The 19,454-nt window shown below is 61.0% G+C and carries 14 protein-coding genes and 1 pseudogene; 2 read left to right on the forward strand and 13 right to left on the reverse strand.

Annotated features, from left to right (window positions below):
- Both F3J19_RS19325 and F3J19_RS19330 read left to right on the forward strand, forming a co-directional pair.
- Positions 1-299 (forward strand): annotated as a pseudogene (locus F3J19_RS19325) (hypothetical protein); the annotation flags it as partial.
- A gap of 545 nt (positions 300-844) precedes the next feature.
- Entirely contained in the window at positions 845-2,029 is a 1,185-nt protein-coding gene (locus F3J19_RS19330) for a porin (protein WP_167044500.1), read from the forward strand.
- 112 nt (positions 2,030-2,141) lie between these two features.
- On the opposite strand, the gene F3J19_RS19335 is transcribed toward F3J19_RS19330, so the two are convergent.
- From F3J19_RS19335 to F3J19_RS19390, 13 genes are all read right to left on the reverse strand, one after another.
- Positions 2,142-3,023 carry a proteasome-type protease gene (locus F3J19_RS19335; RefSeq protein ID WP_167044503.1) on the reverse strand — a complete coding sequence of 294 codons (882 nt, stop codon included), beginning with the start codon at positions 3,021-3,023 and terminating at the stop codon, positions 2,142-2,144.
- 210 nt (positions 3,024-3,233) lie between these two features.
- Positions 3,234-4,034 (reverse strand): transglutaminase family protein, encoded by an 801-nt coding sequence (locus F3J19_RS19340; protein ID WP_167044506.1) that lies wholly within the window; start codon positions 4,032-4,034, stop codon positions 3,234-3,236.
- A gap of 12 nt (positions 4,035-4,046) precedes the next feature.
- The gene (locus F3J19_RS19345; RefSeq protein WP_167044509.1) at positions 4,047-4,997 is read right to left on the reverse strand and encodes an alpha-E domain-containing protein; all 951 of its coding nucleotides are present in this window, start codon (positions 4,995-4,997) and stop codon (positions 4,047-4,049) included.
- Between the two features lie 178 nt (positions 4,998-5,175).
- Positions 5,176-6,585: a circularly permuted type 2 ATP-grasp protein gene (locus F3J19_RS19350; protein WP_167044512.1), complete on the reverse strand. Its 1,410-nt coding sequence runs from the start codon at positions 6,583-6,585 to the stop codon at positions 5,176-5,178.
- Positions 6,586-6,986: 401 nt separating this feature from the next.
- Positions 6,987-7,439, reverse strand: a complete 453-nt coding sequence (locus F3J19_RS19355; protein WP_167044883.1) for an HU family DNA-binding protein — start codon at positions 7,437-7,439, stop codon at positions 6,987-6,989.
- 436 nt (positions 7,440-7,875) lie between these two features.
- Positions 7,876-8,175, reverse strand: a complete 300-nt coding sequence (locus tag F3J19_RS19360) for a hypothetical protein (RefSeq protein ID WP_167044513.1) — start codon at positions 8,173-8,175, stop codon at positions 7,876-7,878.
- A gap of 67 nt (positions 8,176-8,242) precedes the next feature.
- Complete coding sequence (panE, locus tag F3J19_RS19365; protein ID WP_167044516.1) at positions 8,243-9,178, reverse strand: 2-dehydropantoate 2-reductase; 936 nt, start codon at positions 9,176-9,178, stop codon at positions 8,243-8,245.
- A gap of 406 nt (positions 9,179-9,584) precedes the next feature.
- Positions 9,585-9,872, reverse strand: coding sequence for a PAAR domain-containing protein (locus tag F3J19_RS32685; RefSeq protein ID WP_345891056.1), 288 nt, complete (start codon positions 9,870-9,872; stop codon positions 9,585-9,587).
- A gap of 25 nt (positions 9,873-9,897) precedes the next feature.
- Positions 9,898-11,208: a sel1 repeat family protein gene (locus tag F3J19_RS19370; RefSeq protein WP_240159084.1), complete on the reverse strand. Its 1,311-nt coding sequence runs from the start codon at positions 11,206-11,208 to the stop codon at positions 9,898-9,900.
- A 2-nt stretch (positions 11,209-11,210) separates the two neighbouring features.
- On the reverse strand, positions 11,211-13,238 hold the full coding sequence (locus tag F3J19_RS19375; RefSeq protein WP_167044522.1) for a phospholipase D-like domain-containing protein: 2,028 nt from the start codon (positions 13,236-13,238) through the stop codon (positions 11,211-11,213).
- Positions 13,235-16,093, reverse strand: a complete 2,859-nt coding sequence (locus tag F3J19_RS19380) for a type VI secretion system Vgr family protein (RefSeq protein WP_167044524.1) — start codon at positions 16,091-16,093, stop codon at positions 13,235-13,237. The genes F3J19_RS19375 and F3J19_RS19380 overlap by 4 nt, the downstream gene beginning before the upstream one ends.
- Before the next feature lie 348 nt (positions 16,094-16,441).
- Positions 16,442-17,869 (reverse strand): efflux transporter outer membrane subunit, encoded by a 1,428-nt coding sequence (locus F3J19_RS19385; protein WP_167044527.1) that lies wholly within the window; start codon positions 17,867-17,869, stop codon positions 16,442-16,444.
- Positions 17,870-17,879: 10 nt separating this feature from the next.
- Entirely contained in the window at positions 17,880-19,451 is a 1,572-nt protein-coding gene (locus tag F3J19_RS19390) for a DHA2 family efflux MFS transporter permease subunit (RefSeq protein WP_167044530.1), read from the reverse strand.
- Positions 19,452-19,454: the final 3 nt, after the last annotated feature.

Genomic DNA, 19,454 nt, shown 5'->3' on the forward strand with positions numbered 1-19,454 from the left:
CCGGCACTGCGGCAACGGCGGCATCAACGGCAACAACTGCGCCCACGGCGCCGCGCACGCCGGCGCGCGGCACGGCATCCGCGCAGACTACCGCGGTGGAGCTCGGCCGCAAGCTGCTCGAGACCGAGGCGCACGCCACCCGCATGGCCGCCGGCGCGCTCGTCGAAGCCCACCGCCAGGCCAAGGCCGCCGATCGCTACGTCCGGCGCAACCCGTGGACCTCCGTGCTACTCGCCGCGGCGGCCGGCCTCACGGCAGCGGCGGTCACGCGCCGCGGCACGGACACAGGCAAACGCTGAACCGGCCCGCGATGCCGCCGGGCCAACGGATGCCGAACTGAAGCGTCATCGCCTGGAACGCGCCGGCCCGCACCGAACCGGTCATTCTGCTCCGCCTCCACCCGCCCACGCGAAATCGCCCCCGGCCCCGCATCGCGAAACGCGCATCACTCGCCCGAGGTTGCACCCCTCGCTTCGCGAAAGGTTGCGCCTGCGCACAACCGGCCATTTCTGTCCAGATCATCGGGTCGCCGCCCTCACGGCCGTTTTTACGCTTTCGCTACAAAATCGACTGGACGTGTAGACGACTAGATTACATTTCACCTGCAATTCAGTTCAATATATGGATTTATTCACATTGTCACTATCGGCAAATCAACAATAATGCTTATTTATCCAATAAATATTTCGCAAATAGAAATAATCGTTGACAGGCTTTAAATACAAGGATTTAGGTCGTTTGTCAGCTTTTTACGACATTCTTTTTTTTCCTGTTCTTACCGATTGGACCCGTGAGCTATTCTGCTTTCCGCAACAACGAACAATCATCTGCGTGGAGAATTTGGATGAAACGAATCGCACTGTCGACTCTCTCGCTGACGCTGCTCGGCGTCACCGGAATGGCTCACGCTCAAAGCAGCGTGACTCTTTATGGCCTGATCGATGAATCGGTCCAATACGTGAACAACGCAACGCCGCACGGCGGCAGCGTGGTCAAGCTGTTCCAGGGCAATCTGCAAGGTAGCCGTTTTGGCCTGAAAGGCTCGGAAGACCTCGGCGGCGGCCTGAAGGCAATCTTCCAGTTGGAAAACGGCTTTGATGTGAACACCGGCGCACTGTCGTCGAGCGGCACGATTTTCAATCGCCAGTCTTTCGTCGGTCTGTCGGGCGACAACTGGGGCACGCTGACGGCCGGCCGTCAGTACGACCCGCTGGTCGACATGATCCAGCCGCTCACGGGCGACGGCTACTTCGGCAGCACGTTCGCGACGCCGGGTGACGTCGACAACAACGACAACAGCTTCCGCGTGAACAATTCGGTCAAGTACGTCTCGCCGGTATGGAGCGGCTTCCAGATCGAAGGCATGTACGCACTGGGCGGCGTCGCGGGTTCGACGGGTTCGGGCCAGACGTGGTCGGGCGCGGCAACCTATGCAACGGGTCCGTTCAGCGTCGCGGCCGGCTACCTGCATGCCAGCAACGCCAACTCGCTCGCTTCGCGTACCGCGGCAGGCGGCTGGGCAGGCACGGCAGGCGGCACGTTCGACTCCGCTTTCCCGGATAACGCCGGCATCAACAGCGCCTACGCGTTCTCGAAGGCAATCGGCATCGCTTCGGCAGCCGTGCAGTACGTGACGGGTCCGTTCACGGCCAACCTGAGCTACAGCAACGCGCAATACAAGCCGGACGCGAACTCGGGCTTCCAGACGACGCAGAAGTTCAACGTCGGCCGCGCTTACCTCGGCTACCAGGTCACGCCGGCAGCGCTGCTCGGTATCGGCTACGCGTACACGCGCGGCACCGGCGACGCAACCGCGACGTACAACCAGGTTTCGCTCGGCGGCAGCTACGCGCTGTCGAAGCGCACCGACCTGTACACGGTCGCCGCATGGCAACATGCGAGCGGCGACCAGCGCGATCCGGCCACCGGCGGCCTCGTGGCGGCAACGGCGTCGATCGGCTCGTACGGCAACCAGTCGAGCACCGACAACCAGGTCATGGTCAGCGTCGGTATCCGTCACAAGTTCTGATTGGACTTCTAACGGATTCGGTACGCGGCGCGCGAGCCGCGTACCCGAAAACGAAAGCCAGCCAAAGGCGATGCCGATGGCTGGCTTTTTTTCGTCCCGAGATCAGGCGGACCTAGCGCCGCTGCGACTTGCCTCGCTCGGCCTGCGCGAGCGTCTGCGCGGGCGTCGCCTCGCTTTCGTGCCCGATGCCGTCCGCACCGACGGGCGCGCGACACCGCACGAGCGCCTGCTCCGATTGCGCCGCCGGCGCGCCGAGCGAGTCCTGCCAGTCCGGGTCGGGAATCTCGGCGAACACCTGACGCAGCCGCTCGCCCCACGTGCGGTGAATCATGTCGAAGTACGCGTTGTCGCGGTCGATCGACACGAAGCGCGTCACACGCAGCGCGTCCTTTTCGTAGACGAGCAGATCGAGCGGCAGACCGACCGACAGGTTCGAGCGCAGCGTCGAGTCCATCGAGATCAGCGCGGACTTCGCGGCTTCGCCGAGCGGCGTGGACGGCGTCAGCACACGGTCGATGATCGGCTTGCCGTACTTCGCCTCGCCGATCTGGAAATACGGATTCACAGCCGATGCTTCGATGAAATTGCCGGCCGCGTAGATCATGAAAAGACGCATGCGGCTACCCGAGATCTGCCCGCCGAGAATGAAGCTGCAATTGAAGTCCACACCGAACTTCTGCAACGCGTCGGCCTCGCGCTGATGCACGCGGCGCACCGCATGGCCGACCACGCGCGCCGCATCGGCCATCGTCGGCGCGTTCCAGAGCGTGGGTTGCGCGGCATCGCCGGCATCGGCGGGCTCGGACAGTTCGTGCAGCACCGCCTGCGTGAGCGACAGATTGCCGGCGCCGAGCAGCACGAGCAAACGTTCGCCGGGTTGCTCGAACACCGACATCTTGCGGGCGGTGCTGATGTGATCGACACCCGCATTGGTGCGCGTGTCCGACAGAAACACGAGGCCGTCGTTGACGGCCATCGCTACGCAATAGGTCATGAGGAATCCGCAAGAGGCAACTGAACGGCGCTATTGTAATGCGGCGCCGATGTACCTCTTATCGGTGTTGACAGCCTTTTTGCATCTCGCTGACGAAAAACTGTCAGCGACGTGCAGGCACGATGAACGAACAACCGGCGTGCACGCGAACCCCGTCTTCACGCGTGCAGCGATACGCCGGTTCGTCACCGAAACTCCACGAGATTGCAATCACTGCGCCATCTGCGCGCTGACCGTCACCGACACATCGAGCTTCTCTTCGAGTCCGCCGATACGCCGGCCGCGCACCGGGGCCGCCGCTTCGTAATCGCGCGCGACCGCGAGCCGGCAGTAGCGCTCGCTCGCAAACGCGGCATGCGTGACGTCGATGGAAACCCAGCCCGTGCCGTCGAGCCACACGTCGACCCATGCATGACTCGCCGAATGCGGCACGTCGCCGGGCTCGATATAGCCGCTCACGTAACGCGCCGGCACGCCGCGCGCGCGGCAGCATGCGAGCATCAGATGCGCGTGGTCCTGGCATACGCCGTTGCCGAGCGCCAGCGCTTCGGCGGCCGTGCTGCTGACCTCGGTAATGCCGGCGCGGTATTTCACGCGCTCGACGATCTGCCCGGACAGCGCGATCAGCCCCGCCGGACTCGCGAGACCCGGCACCGTCGCCGCGAGTTCGCGGATCGCCGCATCGGCTTCGGTCAGGCGCGTCGCGCAGGTGAAATGTTCGAGCGGAATCGGGCCGGGCGGATCGCGCAGCACGCCGTCGGCGAGCGGCACCGTTTCCACCTCGCCCGTCACGCGCAAATGAATCTCGCTGTGCGGCTTGTTGATGACCAGCGTATGCAGCACGTTGCCGTACGCGTCGAGCGCGGCGTCGAGCTTGCCGGGCGCGTCGATGCTCCAGCGCCGCACGGTCTGCGAGGCGCCGCTCGCGGGCGTGAGGCGCAACTGCTGGATCGAATAATGAACCGTCGCTTCGTAGCGATAGGACGTGTCGTGGCGGATCGTCAGGTACATGGGAAAACTCCGTCAGGCGACCGGCAGCATCAGATAGGTACGTGCCACCAGATTGCCGAGCTCGAATACGCGCGCGAGGAACTGCGTCAGATAGGCGTGCAGGCCGGTTTCGAAAATCTGCCGGATGTCGGCATACAGCAACTCGGCACGCAGCTTGCCGGCAAAACGTTCGCACAGGTTCGAGCCCGGGGTGCGCAGCATCGCGAGATTCGAACAGACGCCGTCGAGCGAGGCGAGCAGCGAGCGCGGCATCTGCTGGTTCAGGATCATCAGTTCGACCACGCGCGCGGGCGTCACGACGTCGCGATACACCTTGCGATAGATTTCGAGCGCCGATACCGAACTGAGGATCGAAGTCCAGTAATAGAAGTCTTCGAGCTGGCGCGCGGCGTCGCGCGAATTCGGCTCGACGTTGGCAAAACGCACGTCGAGAATCCGCGCGGTGTTGTCGGCACGCTCCAGATACGTGCCGAGCTGCGTGAAGAAGAACGCGTCGTCCTGCAGCGCGGTGCCAATCGTCACGCCGCGCGACAGATGCGAGCGGAACTTGACCCATTCGAACAGCGCGCCCGGATTGCTCGCGGCCTGGCCGCTCGAAAGCCGCTCGCTGAATTCGAGCCACGTATCGTTGATGGTCTCCCACCATTCGGTCGTGAGCGTGCCGCGCACGGCTCGCGCGTTTTCGCGCGCGGCCTGCAGGCACGAATGAATACTCGACAGATTGCCCGCATCGGCAATCATGAAGTCGAGCACGTGCTCGCGCGTCGCTTCCTCGTGGCGTTGCGCGAAGACGCTTTCGAGTTCGGAGATGCGCAGCACCGAACGCTGCGCGCGGGCCTCCTGTTCGGGCGTTTGCGGCAAAAGCTGCGCCTTCAGGTTGATATCGAGCATGCGGGCGGTGTTCTCCGCGCGCTCCATATAGCGGGCCATCCAGAAAAGGTGATCGGCGGTTCGGCTAAGCATGACGGCGTTCCATATCTGAGAGCTGATTACGCGGGGCCTTCGTCAGCAGCGAAGGTCCGCGCTGGTTATCCGTAAGCGCCGGCGGCGCGCTGCGTACCGCTACCGGTGCGTCGGGCTGCATGCGCGGCGCCGTTTCAGGCCTTGATACAAGGCATAAACGGGCACGACGGCAGCCGCGTCAGTCGACCATCCACGTATCTTTGGTCCCGCCTCCCTGCGAAGAATTGACGACGAGCGAGCCCTCCTGCAACGCGACGCGCGTGAGACCGCCCGCCACCATCGTGGTGGTCTTGCCGGACAGCACGAAGGGCCGCAGGTCGATATGGCGCGGCGCGATGCCCGCTTCGACGAAGGTCGGACAGGCGGACAGCGCAAGCGTGGGCTGTGCGATATAGCCGGCCGGCCGCGCGATCAGACGCTCGCGGAACGCCTCGACTTCGGCATGCGTCGAGGCGGGGCCGACCAGCATCCCGTAGCCGCCCGCGCCGTGCACTTCCTTCACCACGAGTTCGGGCAGATGCGCGAGCGTGTAGGCCAGATCGTCGGGCTTGCGGCACTGGAACGTCGGCACGTTGTTGAGGATCGGCTTCTCGCCGAGGTAGAACCCGATCATCTCGGGCACGTAGGGGTAGATCGATTTGTCGTCGGCGATGCCGGTGCCCATCGCGTTCGCGAGCGCGACGCGGCCCGCGCGATACGCGGTCAGGAGACCCGGCACGCCGAGCACCGAATCGGGGCGAAACGCAAGCGGATCGAGAAAATCGTCGTCGACGCGCCGGTAGATCACGTCGACGCGCTTCGGCCCCTGCGTCGTGCGCATGAACACGTAGTTGTCGTCGACGAAGAGATCCTTGCCCTCGACGAGTTCGACGCCCATCTGCTGCGCGAGAAACGTATGTTCGAAATAGGCGGAGTTGTACATGCCCGGCGTGAGCACGACGACGACCGGCTCGTCGACACCTTCGGGCGCCACCGAGCGCAACGTGTCGAGCAGCAGATCGGGATAGTGCGCGACCGGCGCGATGCGGTTCTGCACGAACAGCTCGGGAAACAGCCGCATCATCATCTTGCGGTTTTCGAGCATATAGGAAACGCCCGACGGCACCCGCAGATTGTCTTCGAGCACGTAGAACTCGCCTTCGTCGCCGGCACGCACCACATCGACGCCGGCGATATGCGCGTAAACACCGAGCGGCACGTCGACGCCCTGCATCTCCGGACGATACTGCGCATTGGTATAGACCTGCTCGGCCGGCACGATGCCCGCGCGCACGATGTTGCGATCGTGATAGACGTCGTGGATGAACAGGTTGAGCGCCTGCACGCGCTGACGCAAGCCGGCTTCGAGCGTCTGCCATTCGCCGCGCGGAATGATGCGCGGGATCAGATCGAACGGAATCAGCCGCTCCGTACCGGACAGATCGCCGTTCACCGCGAAGGTGATGCCGACGCGCCGGAACAGCAGGTCGGCTTCGGCACGCTTGCGCGCGATCGCCTCGTCGCCCTGCCGCGCCAGCCAGCGCTCGAAGCGCGCGTAATGCGGCCGTACGCCATCGTCCTGATGGCGCATCTCGTCATAGCATCGCATCTCAGCCCCACTCTTGTTGTCGGATAGAAGGCGAATGCGCTGCGCATTCGGTACTCGATACTCGATACTCGATCAAGCAAGCGTTATGCCATTGGATTTACCGCGCCGAAGCATGCCTGCATGCACGCTAACGGCGCATCGCGATGGCATCGCGTCGCTGCTATCGTACTGCCGTGGATCATGATGCGCCACCACAGTGCGAGCACGCTATCAGGGTGCGCACTATGGCGCGCACGATAGTGTCTTGCGTGTTCACTACGTAGCGTGCGCATAAAAAAATCCCCGTGGATTCGCATCCACGGGGATTCGGACTACCTGCCTGCAAGTACTCGAAGCGCGCTCGAACGTCGGGCCTGACTGCTTAAACCTCGACGCCGGAAAGCGCCCGCAGCACTTAAGCTTCAGGCTGCCGCTGCGTCCTTCAGCTTCTTCAGCGCGCGTGCCTTGATGCGCACGCTAGCCGGCTTGGCCGGGAACCAGCGCTCTTCGCCCGTGAACGGGTCTTTGCCGAAGCGCTTCTTCTTCGCCGGCACAGCCTGCACGACGATCTTCAACAGACCCGACAGCGTGAATTCGCCAGCGCCCTTCTTGTGCACCGAGCCGAGGATCGTGTCTTCGAGCGCGGCCAGCACGGCCTTGGCGGTCTTCGGTTCAACGGCTGCGCGTTCAGCAACGTGCGCTGCCAACGAGGCCTTCGTGAAGGTGTCCTTGATCGGCGACGGTGCGCCAGACGCCTTCACGGCGACCTTCTTGGCTGCGACGGCTTTCTTCGCAGGGGCTTTCTTTGCAGCAACCTTCTTGGTCGGTACCGGGGCAGCAGCCTTCTTGGCCACCTTTTTTGCGGAAGTCGGCATGTTTCTCCTACCTGTTGTGGTCAATTTGAATTGCACGAAGCGCACACGGTATGTGCACGCTTCAACGCCGGATTCTACAAGCGCTCAAGCGATTTGCGCGACACTTTTATGTATTGCGATGAAGGTTTGTTGCGCGGCGCTGACTGCGCGACGCGTTTTAGTGCCTGTTTTAGCGGCTAAAACGCGTTCGGCGGAGTCGTCGGGACGCGTACGTAACGCTCGTTACAGTTCGTTTCGAGCGCGGTTTTGACGGGTTGCCGGAAGCCGTCGCGGACTTTTCACCCCTTGAATCAGGGCACTTTCGTCATTTTTTGTTAAGAGCAGCGGTGTTTTCCCGATGCTTTGGCGAGGTTTTCACCGGGCTTGCGGCGCAATGCGGACCCGCGTCGCCAGCACCACGAGCGCCGCGCCGCTATGCGCGGCGGCGAGGTTCGCTTCAGAAGATCACGGAAACCGCGACCGCGAGCCAGATCGCGCTCACGCCCGCGAGAAACAGATGCCGCGCGATCCGCACGCGCGCGTCGCTGGTTTCGGGCTCGACGGGACTCGTCGCCATCCACGGAACGAGGCCGAGACACGCGAAGCCGAGCAGCGCGAACACGACGACCACGACGTCGGCCGCGCGCCAGGGGATCGGCTCATACATGCCCCAGTAGCCGAGAAAGACGATACCGATCGAGAACACGGTTGCTGAAGCGGCACTGAGCGCGGGCACCGATCCGGTGGGAGTCGGCATGCTTCACCTCCGAACGTCTGGTTGCGACGGCGCGGCCGCGCCGCACTTGCGTGCCGCGCGGGTCCCGTCAGGAAGTGCGGGCCTGGCGCGTCTCGTACGTCTTCAGATGACTATAGGCGATACGCAGCAGCGACAAACCGTGCTCGCCCTTCTGCGCGTCGCCGCCGCGCGAGATCAGGTCGCCGAGAATGTGATCCGCCTCGGTGTGCGAGTGGTTTTCGACGTCGCGCAGCATCGACGCGGTCAGCGGCGAGGGCGTCAACAGCGTTTGCGTCGCGCGCGCGTCGAAGTCCGCGGCCATCGTGAAGCCGTTGTGCTCGGCCACCGCGCGGCATTCGCCGAGCAGGTTCTCGATCAGCCGCTTGCCGTCGGGCGCAGCCAGAATATCGCCGACGGAACCGCGCATCAAGCAGGTGCTGCCCGCGAGCGTGGCCAGGAACACCCACTTTTCCCACATGCGCAGCAGGATGTTGTCGCTGACCGAGACGTCGAAGCTCGTGCGGCTCATCGCGTCGGCAATCGCCTGCACGCGCTCGGACGTGCCGCCCGGCACTTCGCCGAACGTGACCGCCTGCATGTCGTTCAGATGCACGATGTGCTGCGCGGCGTCGAGCGTCGCGGCAATCACGCATTGGCCGCCGAGCACGCGCTTCTTGCCGAAGCGGGCGGTCAGCACGTCGATATGGCGCATGCCGTTGAGCATCGGCAGGATCACCGTCGATTCGCCGACGAGCGGGGCGAACGAGTCGATTGCGTCATCGAGGCTATAGGCTTTGCAACTAAGCAGCACGAGATCGAACGGTTCGGCCGCGACGCCGGCGAGAATCGTCTGCACGTCGCGCAGCACGAGGTCGCCGCGCGAACTCCTGATGACGAGCCCTTCGCTGCGCAGCTTGTCGGCACGGCCCGCGCGCACGAGAAAAGTCACGTCCTGCCCCGCCGCCGCGAGACGGCCGCCGAAGTATCCACCGACCGCGCCTGCCCCAACTACCAGAATTCGCATCTTTAGCCTCTTGAAAGATTTCGCTCATGCTGCCCGATCGTGCGGATTACATCGCTCGTGGTGCTTAGGTGCCGCTCATGTGCCGCGGCTTTGGCGCGCACTGCGATGCCGCACGGACGGCGCGTGTGCAGGAATGTAGCAAAGATTGTGAATCGCTTCTCGCCGCGCGGGCATGGGTGTTTGTGCTGCGATGCAGCGTCGGCATCGCTTCGATGATTTTATGGGTGGGCGGGTTGATTCATGGGCGGGGCGAGGATGTTTGCTTAGGCGGCATTCTTGCTCGCACGGCATGCTTCATGTTTGAGACGGCGCACAAACATCCGGCGCACTGCCTTTTATGATCACAACCCTGAGCGGGATGTACGCCAGCGAAAACACACCGTATGAATAATTCACCCGTACCGGGTCACACGTCGACAGACATTGCCTGCTGAGAGGCAACGAGCTTCGGTGGCGGATCGCATTTACAGATGCATAGATCATCGCTCAGTGCTGTGCAGCGTCCAGCCGGACCCGGCATCGTGAGACGAGGACCATCGCATTTGATCCTGCCCGTTGAATTGCAGGCGGGACAGGCAATGTCATCGCCTTCGTGTGCGACACGCCGACTACCGAATGACAAGGAAGTCGGGGACGCATGAACCGTTCCGGATGCCGTCGTGTAATCACCGTCCAGGATTAGATATCGCTTCACAATCTGCTTGCCTGTTATTGGAACATCACGCCTGATCGATGTATGCGACCAGTTCCCATGCTACTTTTGCGACTTGCTGACGCGCGCCCATCATGCGGTCGAGGAACGCAAGCGCGCGCGGTTCGCGTACGACAAGCGACGGTAGCGTATCGCCCTTCAGGAAACGCCGCTGCGCATCTCCCGCCTGACCTGTTTCGAGTTTTGCATGCCACACACCATCTTCGGGGCAGATATCGCCCGTGCTAGCGAGAGTACCGATAGGCGTACGGGTCATTGCGAAGTTCGAAGATTCGTCTGCCTGTGATGTCTTTTCCGATAAACCTGATAGCGGCAGGCCCGTTGCCGGATCGAGATGCTTTGCTTTTGCCAGTTGGTCAATAAGTTCGCCGGATGGCTTCTGTGGCGGTACTGCTGCGTCCTGTTCCTTTTGCCACTGGAAAGTACCGTCCCACGGCGGGAGCTTCGCGGGCGGCAACGGAACGATCCTGTCGATGTCCGGCACCTTAGGATTACGACCATCGTTGCTGTCGAGGAATTTGCCGATCAAGCCATAGCGGCGAGTACGTTCTGCGTCAGGCTCAACGCCGATAGCATAGAGCTCATTCTTTCCGGACTTCGCATCAAAGGCATACTGAAGCAGAAACGCCGACTGACTACTACCCGCCTTCGCACTACTTTGGAAAGCCTTAGCTGCTTCGGCAAATTTTCGATCGAGCTGAAATGCCACACCGAGATCGTTACCTGCAGCAGCATATCCTTGATCTGATGCACATCGAAACATTTGAAGTGCGATATCCGGCGCCATGTCAGCGGGATTAAGTAAATTCGCGACGTAATATTGGGCATCTGGATTTCCCAAGTCTGCAGCTTTACGCATGTAGCGTCTTGCTGCGTCTTCGTCTCGTTGGAGACCATAGCCATTTAGCAGATAGTGCGCGATGTCGTAGTAGCCACTTGGCACGCCTGCCTTGACAAGCTGCTCAGCCAGATCGACGCTTTCCTTTTCAGGGTCGGGCGACGACGCCGATCCTGACGAAATCAGGATTTGCAGATTGTGGTTCGCTTTGTAGTGTCCATACGCGGCTGCAATTCGGTAGTAGCGTGCCACATCGTTGAAATCCTTCGGCCCATCCTTCTTCTCAAGATATCGCCCGTACTGGAAAAGTTTCTCCGATTCGGGATCGAGCAGCGGCAGATGATCGGCTTCGTGCGTACACGTAAAGGCAAGTTTGAGGCGTACTGCGCTAACGTCAGGCAACTGGGTCATGTGATTCTCGTTCTTCGAACAGGCAGATAGCAGACATACAATAGACAAGGCAATGAGTGATCTACGCATGATCAATCCAACGTGCTCCGTTTTGTCGTATCGGTTCGAAACTTGATCAAAGATGCCAAAGGCGCCTGTTTCTTGCTGTCCATCCGTTTTTTGTTGCTTGTGACGATCCCACTCCACGCCTTGAACGCCTCCTCAATATTGTCACCGACAGCCTGAGCATTGTTTGCGGCCGAGTCCGGCAGCCCGCCTTGAGAACTGGCAGCGCCGTTCCTTGTGTGAATAGCCCACAACCGCTTCCGGAGCGTCTTCGTTACATCGCCATGCTCATGGCAAATGTTCAATTCACTGTCGACTTCCATACTGCGTGTGTTGACGTTTGCCGAGCCATGCGTGAGGAACACATCGTCGATAATCATGATCTTGCTATGTACATAAGTATTCATCCAGTTTCCCGCCTGGGAGTCCGGTGCGACCAGAGTGCAGATCAACGTTTTCAACCCCGGAATATCACTGGGAATGATCTGCCCTTTGTTATTGTCGGTAATCTTGCTGTTCACGGCATCCAGTTTCTTCTGCAGGTCTTTCTTACGTGCCTCGCTCTGGGCAAAAAACGGCGCGTTCTGTGCGCTTGTTCCGGTGCCATATACTCTCACCGTCTGCTCGCTATCGTCGATACCGTCAATTTTGGACTGGAGAGTGCTTCGCTGGTTTTGCAGTGCGTCGCCGCGCTCCGCCCTCGTCACATTTGGCATCGTATCCGCATGTCCAAGTGACTCCATCATGCGATAAGTCGAAACCTGCCCGTTCTCCAGCGCGTCATCGCTGGAGTTGGTCACGACAAACAAATAAACCGTTCCATCCTTGCCGGTGTCACGCCCCCAAGCCAGTTGTTTATTGACGGCAGCCTTGATGTGATCGACCAGCGGCGGCCAACGGAAATACTGGTTCTCGATGTATATGAAGCGGGATACGTTGTTCGTCACCTGCTTATACATCGACCGGATGTCCCGGCGATTCTCAGCTTTTTGCGACTGCGTGCGTAGAATTTGCGCCATGAGAGGTGTCCCCCTCTCATGGCGCACGGCAAGTCGCGTCGCCAGCGCCTTGCGCGGTGTGGTCAAGTCGACCTTCGTAGTGTGCTGCCACGCACGGCAGAAGTTCACATTCAGATGTTCGAGAATCGGGCCAGTAACGCACGCGGACATGTCCTGTCTCGGCGTCGCGCCATTGCGCCCGAAGCGCGGATGCATCCGGGCAAATGAATGCCTGTCATCGTCCCAATAAGCGTCGAGCGTGTTGTGCCCCATCACGAAGCCCACGGCGTGTTCCGGTGCTTCGTAGTCCACCATTACCATTTTCTGGTGATGTGACGGTTCGCCACCGAAGCCGACCGTGACCGCTTCCTCGTTGAGGCTTTTGTCATCGCGGAACCGAGATTCCCGCCACATGATCTCCCATCGATCTTTCAAGGAGAAATCCCGCGTCTGCATCTCGATGCCTAGGAGCCCCTGCAATGCTACCAGCTGGCTTGGCTCAGGAGGCGGCAATCCTGCCGTGTGCCGTGCCCGCAATTCCGCGGCCTGCCGGTTTCTGACGTTTTCCCATTGAGGCCCAACACCCGGAGCGGTCGCATGTCGATACCACTCCCGATCGTATTCCCGCTCCGTATTGTTCTCGTTCTGCGTGAAAAGGTGCCTCCACCAGGTCAAACCTGGAGTCGAATTCTCGGACATCTGCGCAATGCCGAGGGAATCCGCCCAGCACAGAATTCGGACCCGCACGCCTTGCAGCCCCTTCGTGATAAGCAGATCACCGATATTCATCGATGCACCGCGGTCACCACGCCTGAAATACATCGAAGGCTGAAAGCCCCAGCAGATGATATCGACACTGAATCTCGCTGCATTAATAGCATCGTAAACGGCACCGAATGCCTCCTCACCGTTTACTAGCGGCTTGTAGGAGCACGGTAGCGGGTGAAACTCGACGGGCCGGTTCTCGTCAGTAAAGTCCACGAACCAGGGTGAACATACATCTGCGGTTGATGTCCGGTTCTGTGCAAGCGGTGTTGTGATCGGCGCGCCGGTCATGCATCTTCTCCCGATGGCGGATTGAGCAAGTCGCTGTAACGTTGTCGATGCTGGGCGCGATCGCCGGGTGAGGTCACATCCGGCGCACTGCCATTCGCGTGAAACTGGAATCCCTGATTCGCAAGTGCCCCATTGACAGCATCCCGATACTCGCCCGGCACCGGTATCTCATGCTTGACACCACTCGCCAGTTCTAGCGTGTACTTCTGCGTCGTTACATGGTGATCGATCGGCAACTGGCCTGTATTGTCGAACACGCCCTGCTTGACCAATGCGCCATCTGCAAACAGCTTGTACGGCATGCCTGCGGGAGCGACATTTGTCGCAGATGGCGAAGCGAAGGTATTCAACGTCAGTTGCCGCGTCGGCATATCCTTGAACGCCGGGTTCGTCACATCCATGCGCGTCGGCCCGCTGAACGGGAAGTTTGCCCCCTTGAAGTCGATCGTCCCCGGCGCGTGAATCTCGATGTTGCCGTCCTTGAGGCGAATATATGCGCCCCCGGACGTCAGCAGAATTTCCTGCTGCGCAGCGGCCTGAACCCTCTCCGTCACCGAGGCCAGCAACAGCGACTTCTGCGCGGTCAGTTCGACATTGTCTGCATGTGCCTGCACCTCGACCTTCCCCTTCGCCGCGAACAGCTTTATCCCCGCGTTCTGCACGAATAGGCTCAGTTTGTTGGTGATGCTTGCGACGAGCGATTTGCCCGTCGCAATATGCATGCTCTGGCCGCTCACCAGATTGATGTGCTGATCCGTTGCAACATGTGCCGACTTCTGCGTCGACAGCGCAATGCCTGCAGGGGCGGCGAACAGCATGACGGGCTGTGAGAACGCATTCGCATTACCAGTGCCGCCCCCTGCCGTACTGCCCCCACCGCCTGTCGAGCCCGTCGCGCTATGCTGGGTGGCCTCCGTAAAGGTCTTCAGCGTATCGTGTCCGTCCTTCAGGCTTTCCGCTCGTGACATTTCGCTCGCTCGCGAGGCTGCTTCGAGCACCCCTTGCGAACCGGTGAGCTGATTGCCGGCCATGCGCGCATCGAGCGGCTGGCTCGTCGTCGAATGTGTCGATACATACAGACCTCGGCCCGCACGCAATGCGCCGTATGCCTCCGAACTCAGATCGAACCCGCTGCCGAGAAAGTTGCCGCGCGTGTTACCGGTATGATCGATCAGATAGCCGAGGTGCAACTGCGCGTTGGTGCTGGAACTGTAGAGCTGGACACGGTTCTGGCCGGTTGAGTCGTCCATCACTATCTGGTTGAACCCGTTGCCCGAGAACTCCTTTGAGCGGAATCCCGAGAGCAATCCGTTCGAGTGCCACTGCGGTTTGGCCGCGCCGTTGTACACACGGTGCAGCGCGATCGGCCGGTCGATGTCGTTGCCGATATGGCCGATCAGCAGTTCCTCACCCGCGCGCGGCATGTGCACGCCGCCATAACCATTGCCTGTATCGGACTGCGCAACGCGCACCCAGCAGGATGCTCGCTCATCTCCCTCGTTAAGCCGGTCCCACACGAACAACACCTTGATCCGATTAAGCCCGTCGGTATACGCCTCCTGCCCCTGCGGACCGGCAACGATCGCCGATTCCAGCTTGGCTTCAGGCTTGCGGTGTTCGAACGGGCTGCGGTACGGCACGCTCGTACGCTGTGCTTCGATATAAATCCGGTAGAACCCTGTCGAGCCGTCTGCGTGTGCGACGTTGAACAGCTTGCCGGTATCATCGGCTCGCGCCTGCGCCAGCTGGTTACTCAGACTATGCGGATAATTCGCTTCGTGTCCGGAGATCGGGAGATTGTTCTCGATGGTCCACTCGACCTCAATGGCCGCAAACTCGCGTTGATCGCCAGCATCCTGGTCGTGCAAGGGATGGCCCGCGATCGTGAAGCGCCGCCCCGCATCGATCGCGCGCAGGCCGCCAACGCCGTGGAACCGCTTGGCCTGCGACTCCCATTCCTCCATCCGGATTTTCGACAGATGGTCGCCGCGCTCCTGTTTCGAGTAGGTGTAGCCGCCCGTGTATTCATAGACTTCGGCTTGCCCAGGCAGCGCGCCCTGGTTGGCTATCGTCGGAGTTGTCGTGGCCTTCGGATTGAACGGCGTCGGCGGATTCTTGTAGTCGAACGTGCGCGTCGACAGCAGTGCGGACTGCAACGTCCGCGTTCCCGACCACTGCATCAACGCATTGGCCTCGCTGTTTACGCCCGCACGATAGAAACCAACCCTCTCCGGCGAGAGTGATGCAAGCGTCTGGAGGTTATCGGTAATTACCAGCGTGTGCGATTTGCCGTCGTCCGCCTGCTGCCATATGCCATACAGCCCCTCCGACTCCAGGAGCCGGTGCACGAAGTTCCAGTCAGTGTCGTCCTGCCGGCAGTACGAGCGCTCGGGCAGCGGCTTCGACAGCACGAAGCGGTACATGCCGTGCGCCTGCGGGTGCTGGTTGAACACGTCTGAGACGATCGCATCGACGCTTTTGTCCTGCCAGTGCTTCTGATCGCGGCGAAACCGCAGGAAGTGCATCCATGAGGAAAACGCCAGTTGATAGCTGGTAAGACTGCCTTCGCTCCCCAGTCGGCGCGCCATGTGCACGTAGCCGTGGTGCGGGAGGTACGAACCGTCTGTCTGCTGGATCCACAGCGTGATGCCCTGCGCAATCAGCGTCTTGAGCTGAACATCGGCCAACGTGGAAACGCAGTCGAGCATAAACAGGTAATCGCGGCCAATCCGCGAACGCCCCGTTACCCGATGTGGCAGCAGTACGTCATTGCCTGCCGGCGTATCCAGTTTCAGAAGACGGTCCTGCTGCGACAGGCCGCCTGTTATCACCCCGGTTAAATCCTGTGCATTCATGACGCTCTTTATCTGATTATCCGTTCACCTCGCGCGATTTTACGTATGACGATTATGTGAATGCAATCGAATAATCTTCGGGAATTGTAAAATTGGGCAGCCAATTGCCCCAGACTGCTGCCGGTCAGATTCATGCTGACCACTGCCGATAAAACACTATGCCCATCAGTATATTCATTTTGCATACGTCGTGATTCACATACACTGGGATGGAAACAGCGTAGAAACCTGCGATACGCGCAACGTAAGCTCGCGTCTATCTCCTGATACAACAGGCCTTCGACGAACGAATATAGCCGGGACTGCAATGCAGTAAGCGCCGCACCATCTACCCGCGATCAAACCCCATCACCGATCCACCGCCGCCACCGCCTCCCCCTCACCCCAACCGCCCCCAAGCGACCGATACAACGCGATCGCCGCAAGCGCATGCTCGCGCCTTGCCTGGTTCAGCGATTCCGCGTCGCGCAGATACGCTTCCTGCGCGGCCAGAACATCGAGAAAGCTCGACGCACCGCCCTTGTACAACTCCGTCGACAAACGCAGCGCGTGATTCGACGCATCGAGCGCAGCGCCGAGACGCTGCACTTGTACCGCGCCGCTCACGAGATCGCTGCGGTTATCCTCGACTTCCTTCAACGCCTGCAGCATCGTCTGCTGCAAGCCGAGTTGCGATTCGCGCATGCGGCTTTCGCTCGCGTCGATGTTCGCGGTAATGCGGCCAGCGTTGAAAATCGGGCTCGTCGCATTGAGGGCGGCGCTAAACAGATTGTCGGTTAGCGTCGGCAATCCCAGGTATGACGAAGCAAGCAGCCCATCCGCGAGATTGATCCTGAACTGCGGATAGCGCTGCGCCTTCGACACGCCCACTTCCGCTGCGCGCTGTTCGACGAGCGCATACGCAGTGCGCACGTCGGGCCGATGCAGCAGCGCCTCGGACGGCAACACCTGCGGCGCGCTTTGCGCGGGCACCGGAATCTCGCGCGCGTCGCCGAGCAGCAGCGTGTCGACGCTTTCCGGCGTGCGGCCCGAATACACGGCGATCAGACTCCGCTGATGCTGCACCGCCGATTGCATACGCGGAATCTGCGCCTGCAAATCCTCCAGCTGGTTTTGCGCGCGCGCGACGTCGAGTTGCGTCGACAGACCGTAATGCAGGCGCTCCTGCGTGAGCTTCAGCGCGCGGCTGCGAATCGCTTCGTTGTCGCCGAGAATCTGCAATTGCGCCTGAGCCCAGCGCAGATCGATATAGGCCGCCGCCGTATTCGCCGCAAGCGCGAGCCGCAACTCGTTCAAGGCGGCTTCGCGTCCCGACACCTGCGCCTGCGAGGCCAGCACCGCGAGACGTTCGCCGCCGAACACATCGGGCGTCCAGCTCGCGGCCACGCCGAAGCCGGCCTGCCGCACATAGCCGAGCGGCGGCGGCGTGTTCTGGCGCGTGCTCGACGCGCCCGCGTTCGCATTCAGTTGCGGCACGAGCGCCGCACGATCCTGCGTGACGAGATCCTGCGCCTGCTTCACGCGTTCCATTGCAGCCTGCACGTCGAGGTTGCCGGTCAACACCGTTTCGACCAGTTGATGCATGACCGGATCGCCAAACTGCGTCCACCAGGCATCGGCACTCACGCTGTCCTGCGGCGCATCGACGCTCCACGCAGCTGGCGCGATCGTCGCTACCGTCTGCGGCAAATCCGCATGCGTGGCCGGTTGCACCGCGCATCCCGCAAGCGCGAGCCATGCCGCGCTCGCTGCCCACGTCATTATCATCCGCTTCATGTTCGACTCCTTAATGGGCTTCGGGCGGCGGCGCGGTATTGCCGAACGGGCGCGAAAACAGCACGCTCAGCAAGCCGACCACAAAGCAAAGCGACACGGCGAGAAACGCGTCGGAGAAAGTAAGAACGAGCGCTTCGCGCATCAGTACCGCGTGCAATTCACCGAGCCCCGCATTCGCTGCATTCAATACGCCGCCGCCGACGGCCGACAGATATTCAGCCTGTTTTTGCAGGATCGATTCGACCACCGGACGGCCCGCGGTCAAATGCTCATCGAGACGTTCGTAATGGAAATTCAAACGGTCATTCAGCATCGTGCTGCTGACCGCAATGCCGATTGCACCGCCGAGATTACGCATCAGATTGAAAAGCCCGCTCGCGGAACGCAACCGCGACGGCGGCAATGCGCCGAGCGCCATCGTGACGATCGGCGGAATGCAGAACTGCTGACCAATGCCGCGCAACGCCTGCGGAATCAGTAGTTGCTGCCAGCCCCATTGACTCGTCAACGGCACATACAGATAGCAGCCGATGCCGAACAGTACGAGCCCGAACACCATCAGCATGCGCATATCGACGAAGCGCGCGAGCATCGAATAGGCGACCAGCGCGAGCAGTTGAAAGCAGCCGACCGACAGCAGCGCAAGGCCGATCTGCAACGAATCGAAACCGCGTACGCGCCCGAGAAAGACCGGCGTCAGAAATACCATGCAGAAAATCCCGATGCCGGTAATGAACGACAGCAGACTGCCGATGCCGAAATTGCGCAGCGCGAGCGCGCGCAGATCGACAATCGGGTCTTTCGCCGTGAAGGCGTGCACGACGAACAGAAAGCCGCAGATTGCCGCGACCCACGCGCACAATACGATGACGTCGTCGCCGAACCAGTTCTTGCGCGGGCCTTCTTCGAGCACGTATTCGAGGCAGCCGAGAAAGCCCGACATCAGCAGAATGCCGACGTAATCCCCCTTCTTCAGCAACGACAGATCGGCTTTGTCGATATGCACATACTTCGGCACCATCAGCGTAACGATCACACCGGGCACGAGATTCAGATAGAACAGCCAGTGCCACGACCATTGCGACGTGATCCAGCCGCCGATCACGGGGCCGATGGTCGGCGCGAGCGAGGCAAGCGCGCTGATCGTCGTGGACGCAATCAGGCGCTGCTTGCCCGGAAACAGCACGAATGCCGTGGTAAACACAGTCGGAATCATCGCGGCGCCGAGTGCGCCTTGCAGACCGCGAAACAGGATCATCGAGTGGATGTCCCATGCGAGCCCGCACAGCATGCTCGTTACCGTGAAGCCGAACGAGGAGAACGTGAAAAGCCAGCGTGTCGAGAACACACGTGTGAGCCAGCCCGACATCGGAATCACGATGATCTCCGCGATCAGATACGAAGTCTGCACCCACGGCAATTCGTCCTGACTCGCGGACAATCCACCGCCGATGTCGCGCAACGAGGATGCGACGATCTGGATATCGAGTGTCGCCATGAAGAAGCCAATGCACATCAGCGTGAACGCGAAAACCTTGGTGCGGGTCGGCTGATCGGCGGGATTGTCGGGAACGTGAGTCATGAT

Origin of the sequence: Burkholderia sp. Ax-1724 (assembly GCF_011752995.1) — a bacterium.
Lineage (GTDB): Bacteria > Pseudomonadota > Gammaproteobacteria > Burkholderiales > Burkholderiaceae > Paraburkholderia.

Excerpts from the sequence above, each read along its gene's own strand:
- F3J19_RS19330 (WP_167044500.1), top strand. The coding sequence starts at position 845 with ATGAAACGAATCGCACTGTCGACTCTCTCGCTGACGCTGCTCGGCGTC.
- F3J19_RS19335 (WP_167044503.1), bottom strand. The coding sequence starts at position 3,023 with ATGACCTATTGCGTAGCGATGGCCGTCAACGACGGCCTCGTGTTTCTG.
- F3J19_RS19340 (WP_167044506.1), bottom strand. The coding sequence starts at position 4,034 with ATGTACCTGACGATCCGCCACGACACGTCCTATCGCTACGAAGCGACG.
- F3J19_RS19345 (WP_167044509.1), bottom strand. The coding sequence starts at position 4,997 with ATGCTTAGCCGAACCGCCGATCACCTTTTCTGGATGGCCCGCTATATG.
- F3J19_RS19350 (WP_167044512.1), bottom strand. The coding sequence starts at position 6,585 with ATGCGATGCTATGACGAGATGCGCCATCAGGACGATGGCGTACGGCCG.
- F3J19_RS19355 (WP_167044883.1), bottom strand. The coding sequence starts at position 7,439 with ATGCCGACTTCCGCAAAAAAGGTGGCCAAGAAGGCTGCTGCCCCGGTA.
- F3J19_RS19360 (WP_167044513.1), bottom strand. The coding sequence starts at position 8,175 with ATGCCGACTCCCACCGGATCGGTGCCCGCGCTCAGTGCCGCTTCAGCA.
- panE (WP_167044516.1), bottom strand. The coding sequence starts at position 9,178 with ATGCGAATTCTGGTAGTTGGGGCAGGCGCGGTCGGTGGATACTTCGGC.
- F3J19_RS19370 (WP_240159084.1), bottom strand. The coding sequence starts at position 11,208 with ATGCGTAGATCACTCATTGCCTTGTCTATTGTATGTCTGCTATCTGCC.
- F3J19_RS19375 (WP_167044522.1), bottom strand. The coding sequence starts at position 13,238 with ATGACCGGCGCGCCGATCACAACACCGCTTGCACAGAACCGGACATCA.
- F3J19_RS19380 (WP_167044524.1), bottom strand. The coding sequence starts at position 16,093 with ATGAATGCACAGGATTTAACCGGGGTGATAACAGGCGGCCTGTCGCAG.
- F3J19_RS19385 (WP_167044527.1), bottom strand. The coding sequence starts at position 17,869 with ATGAAGCGGATGATAATGACGTGGGCAGCGAGCGCGGCATGGCTCGCG.
- F3J19_RS19390 (WP_167044530.1), bottom strand. The coding sequence starts at position 19,451 with ATGACTCACGTTCCCGACAATCCCGCCGATCAGCCGACCCGCACCAAG.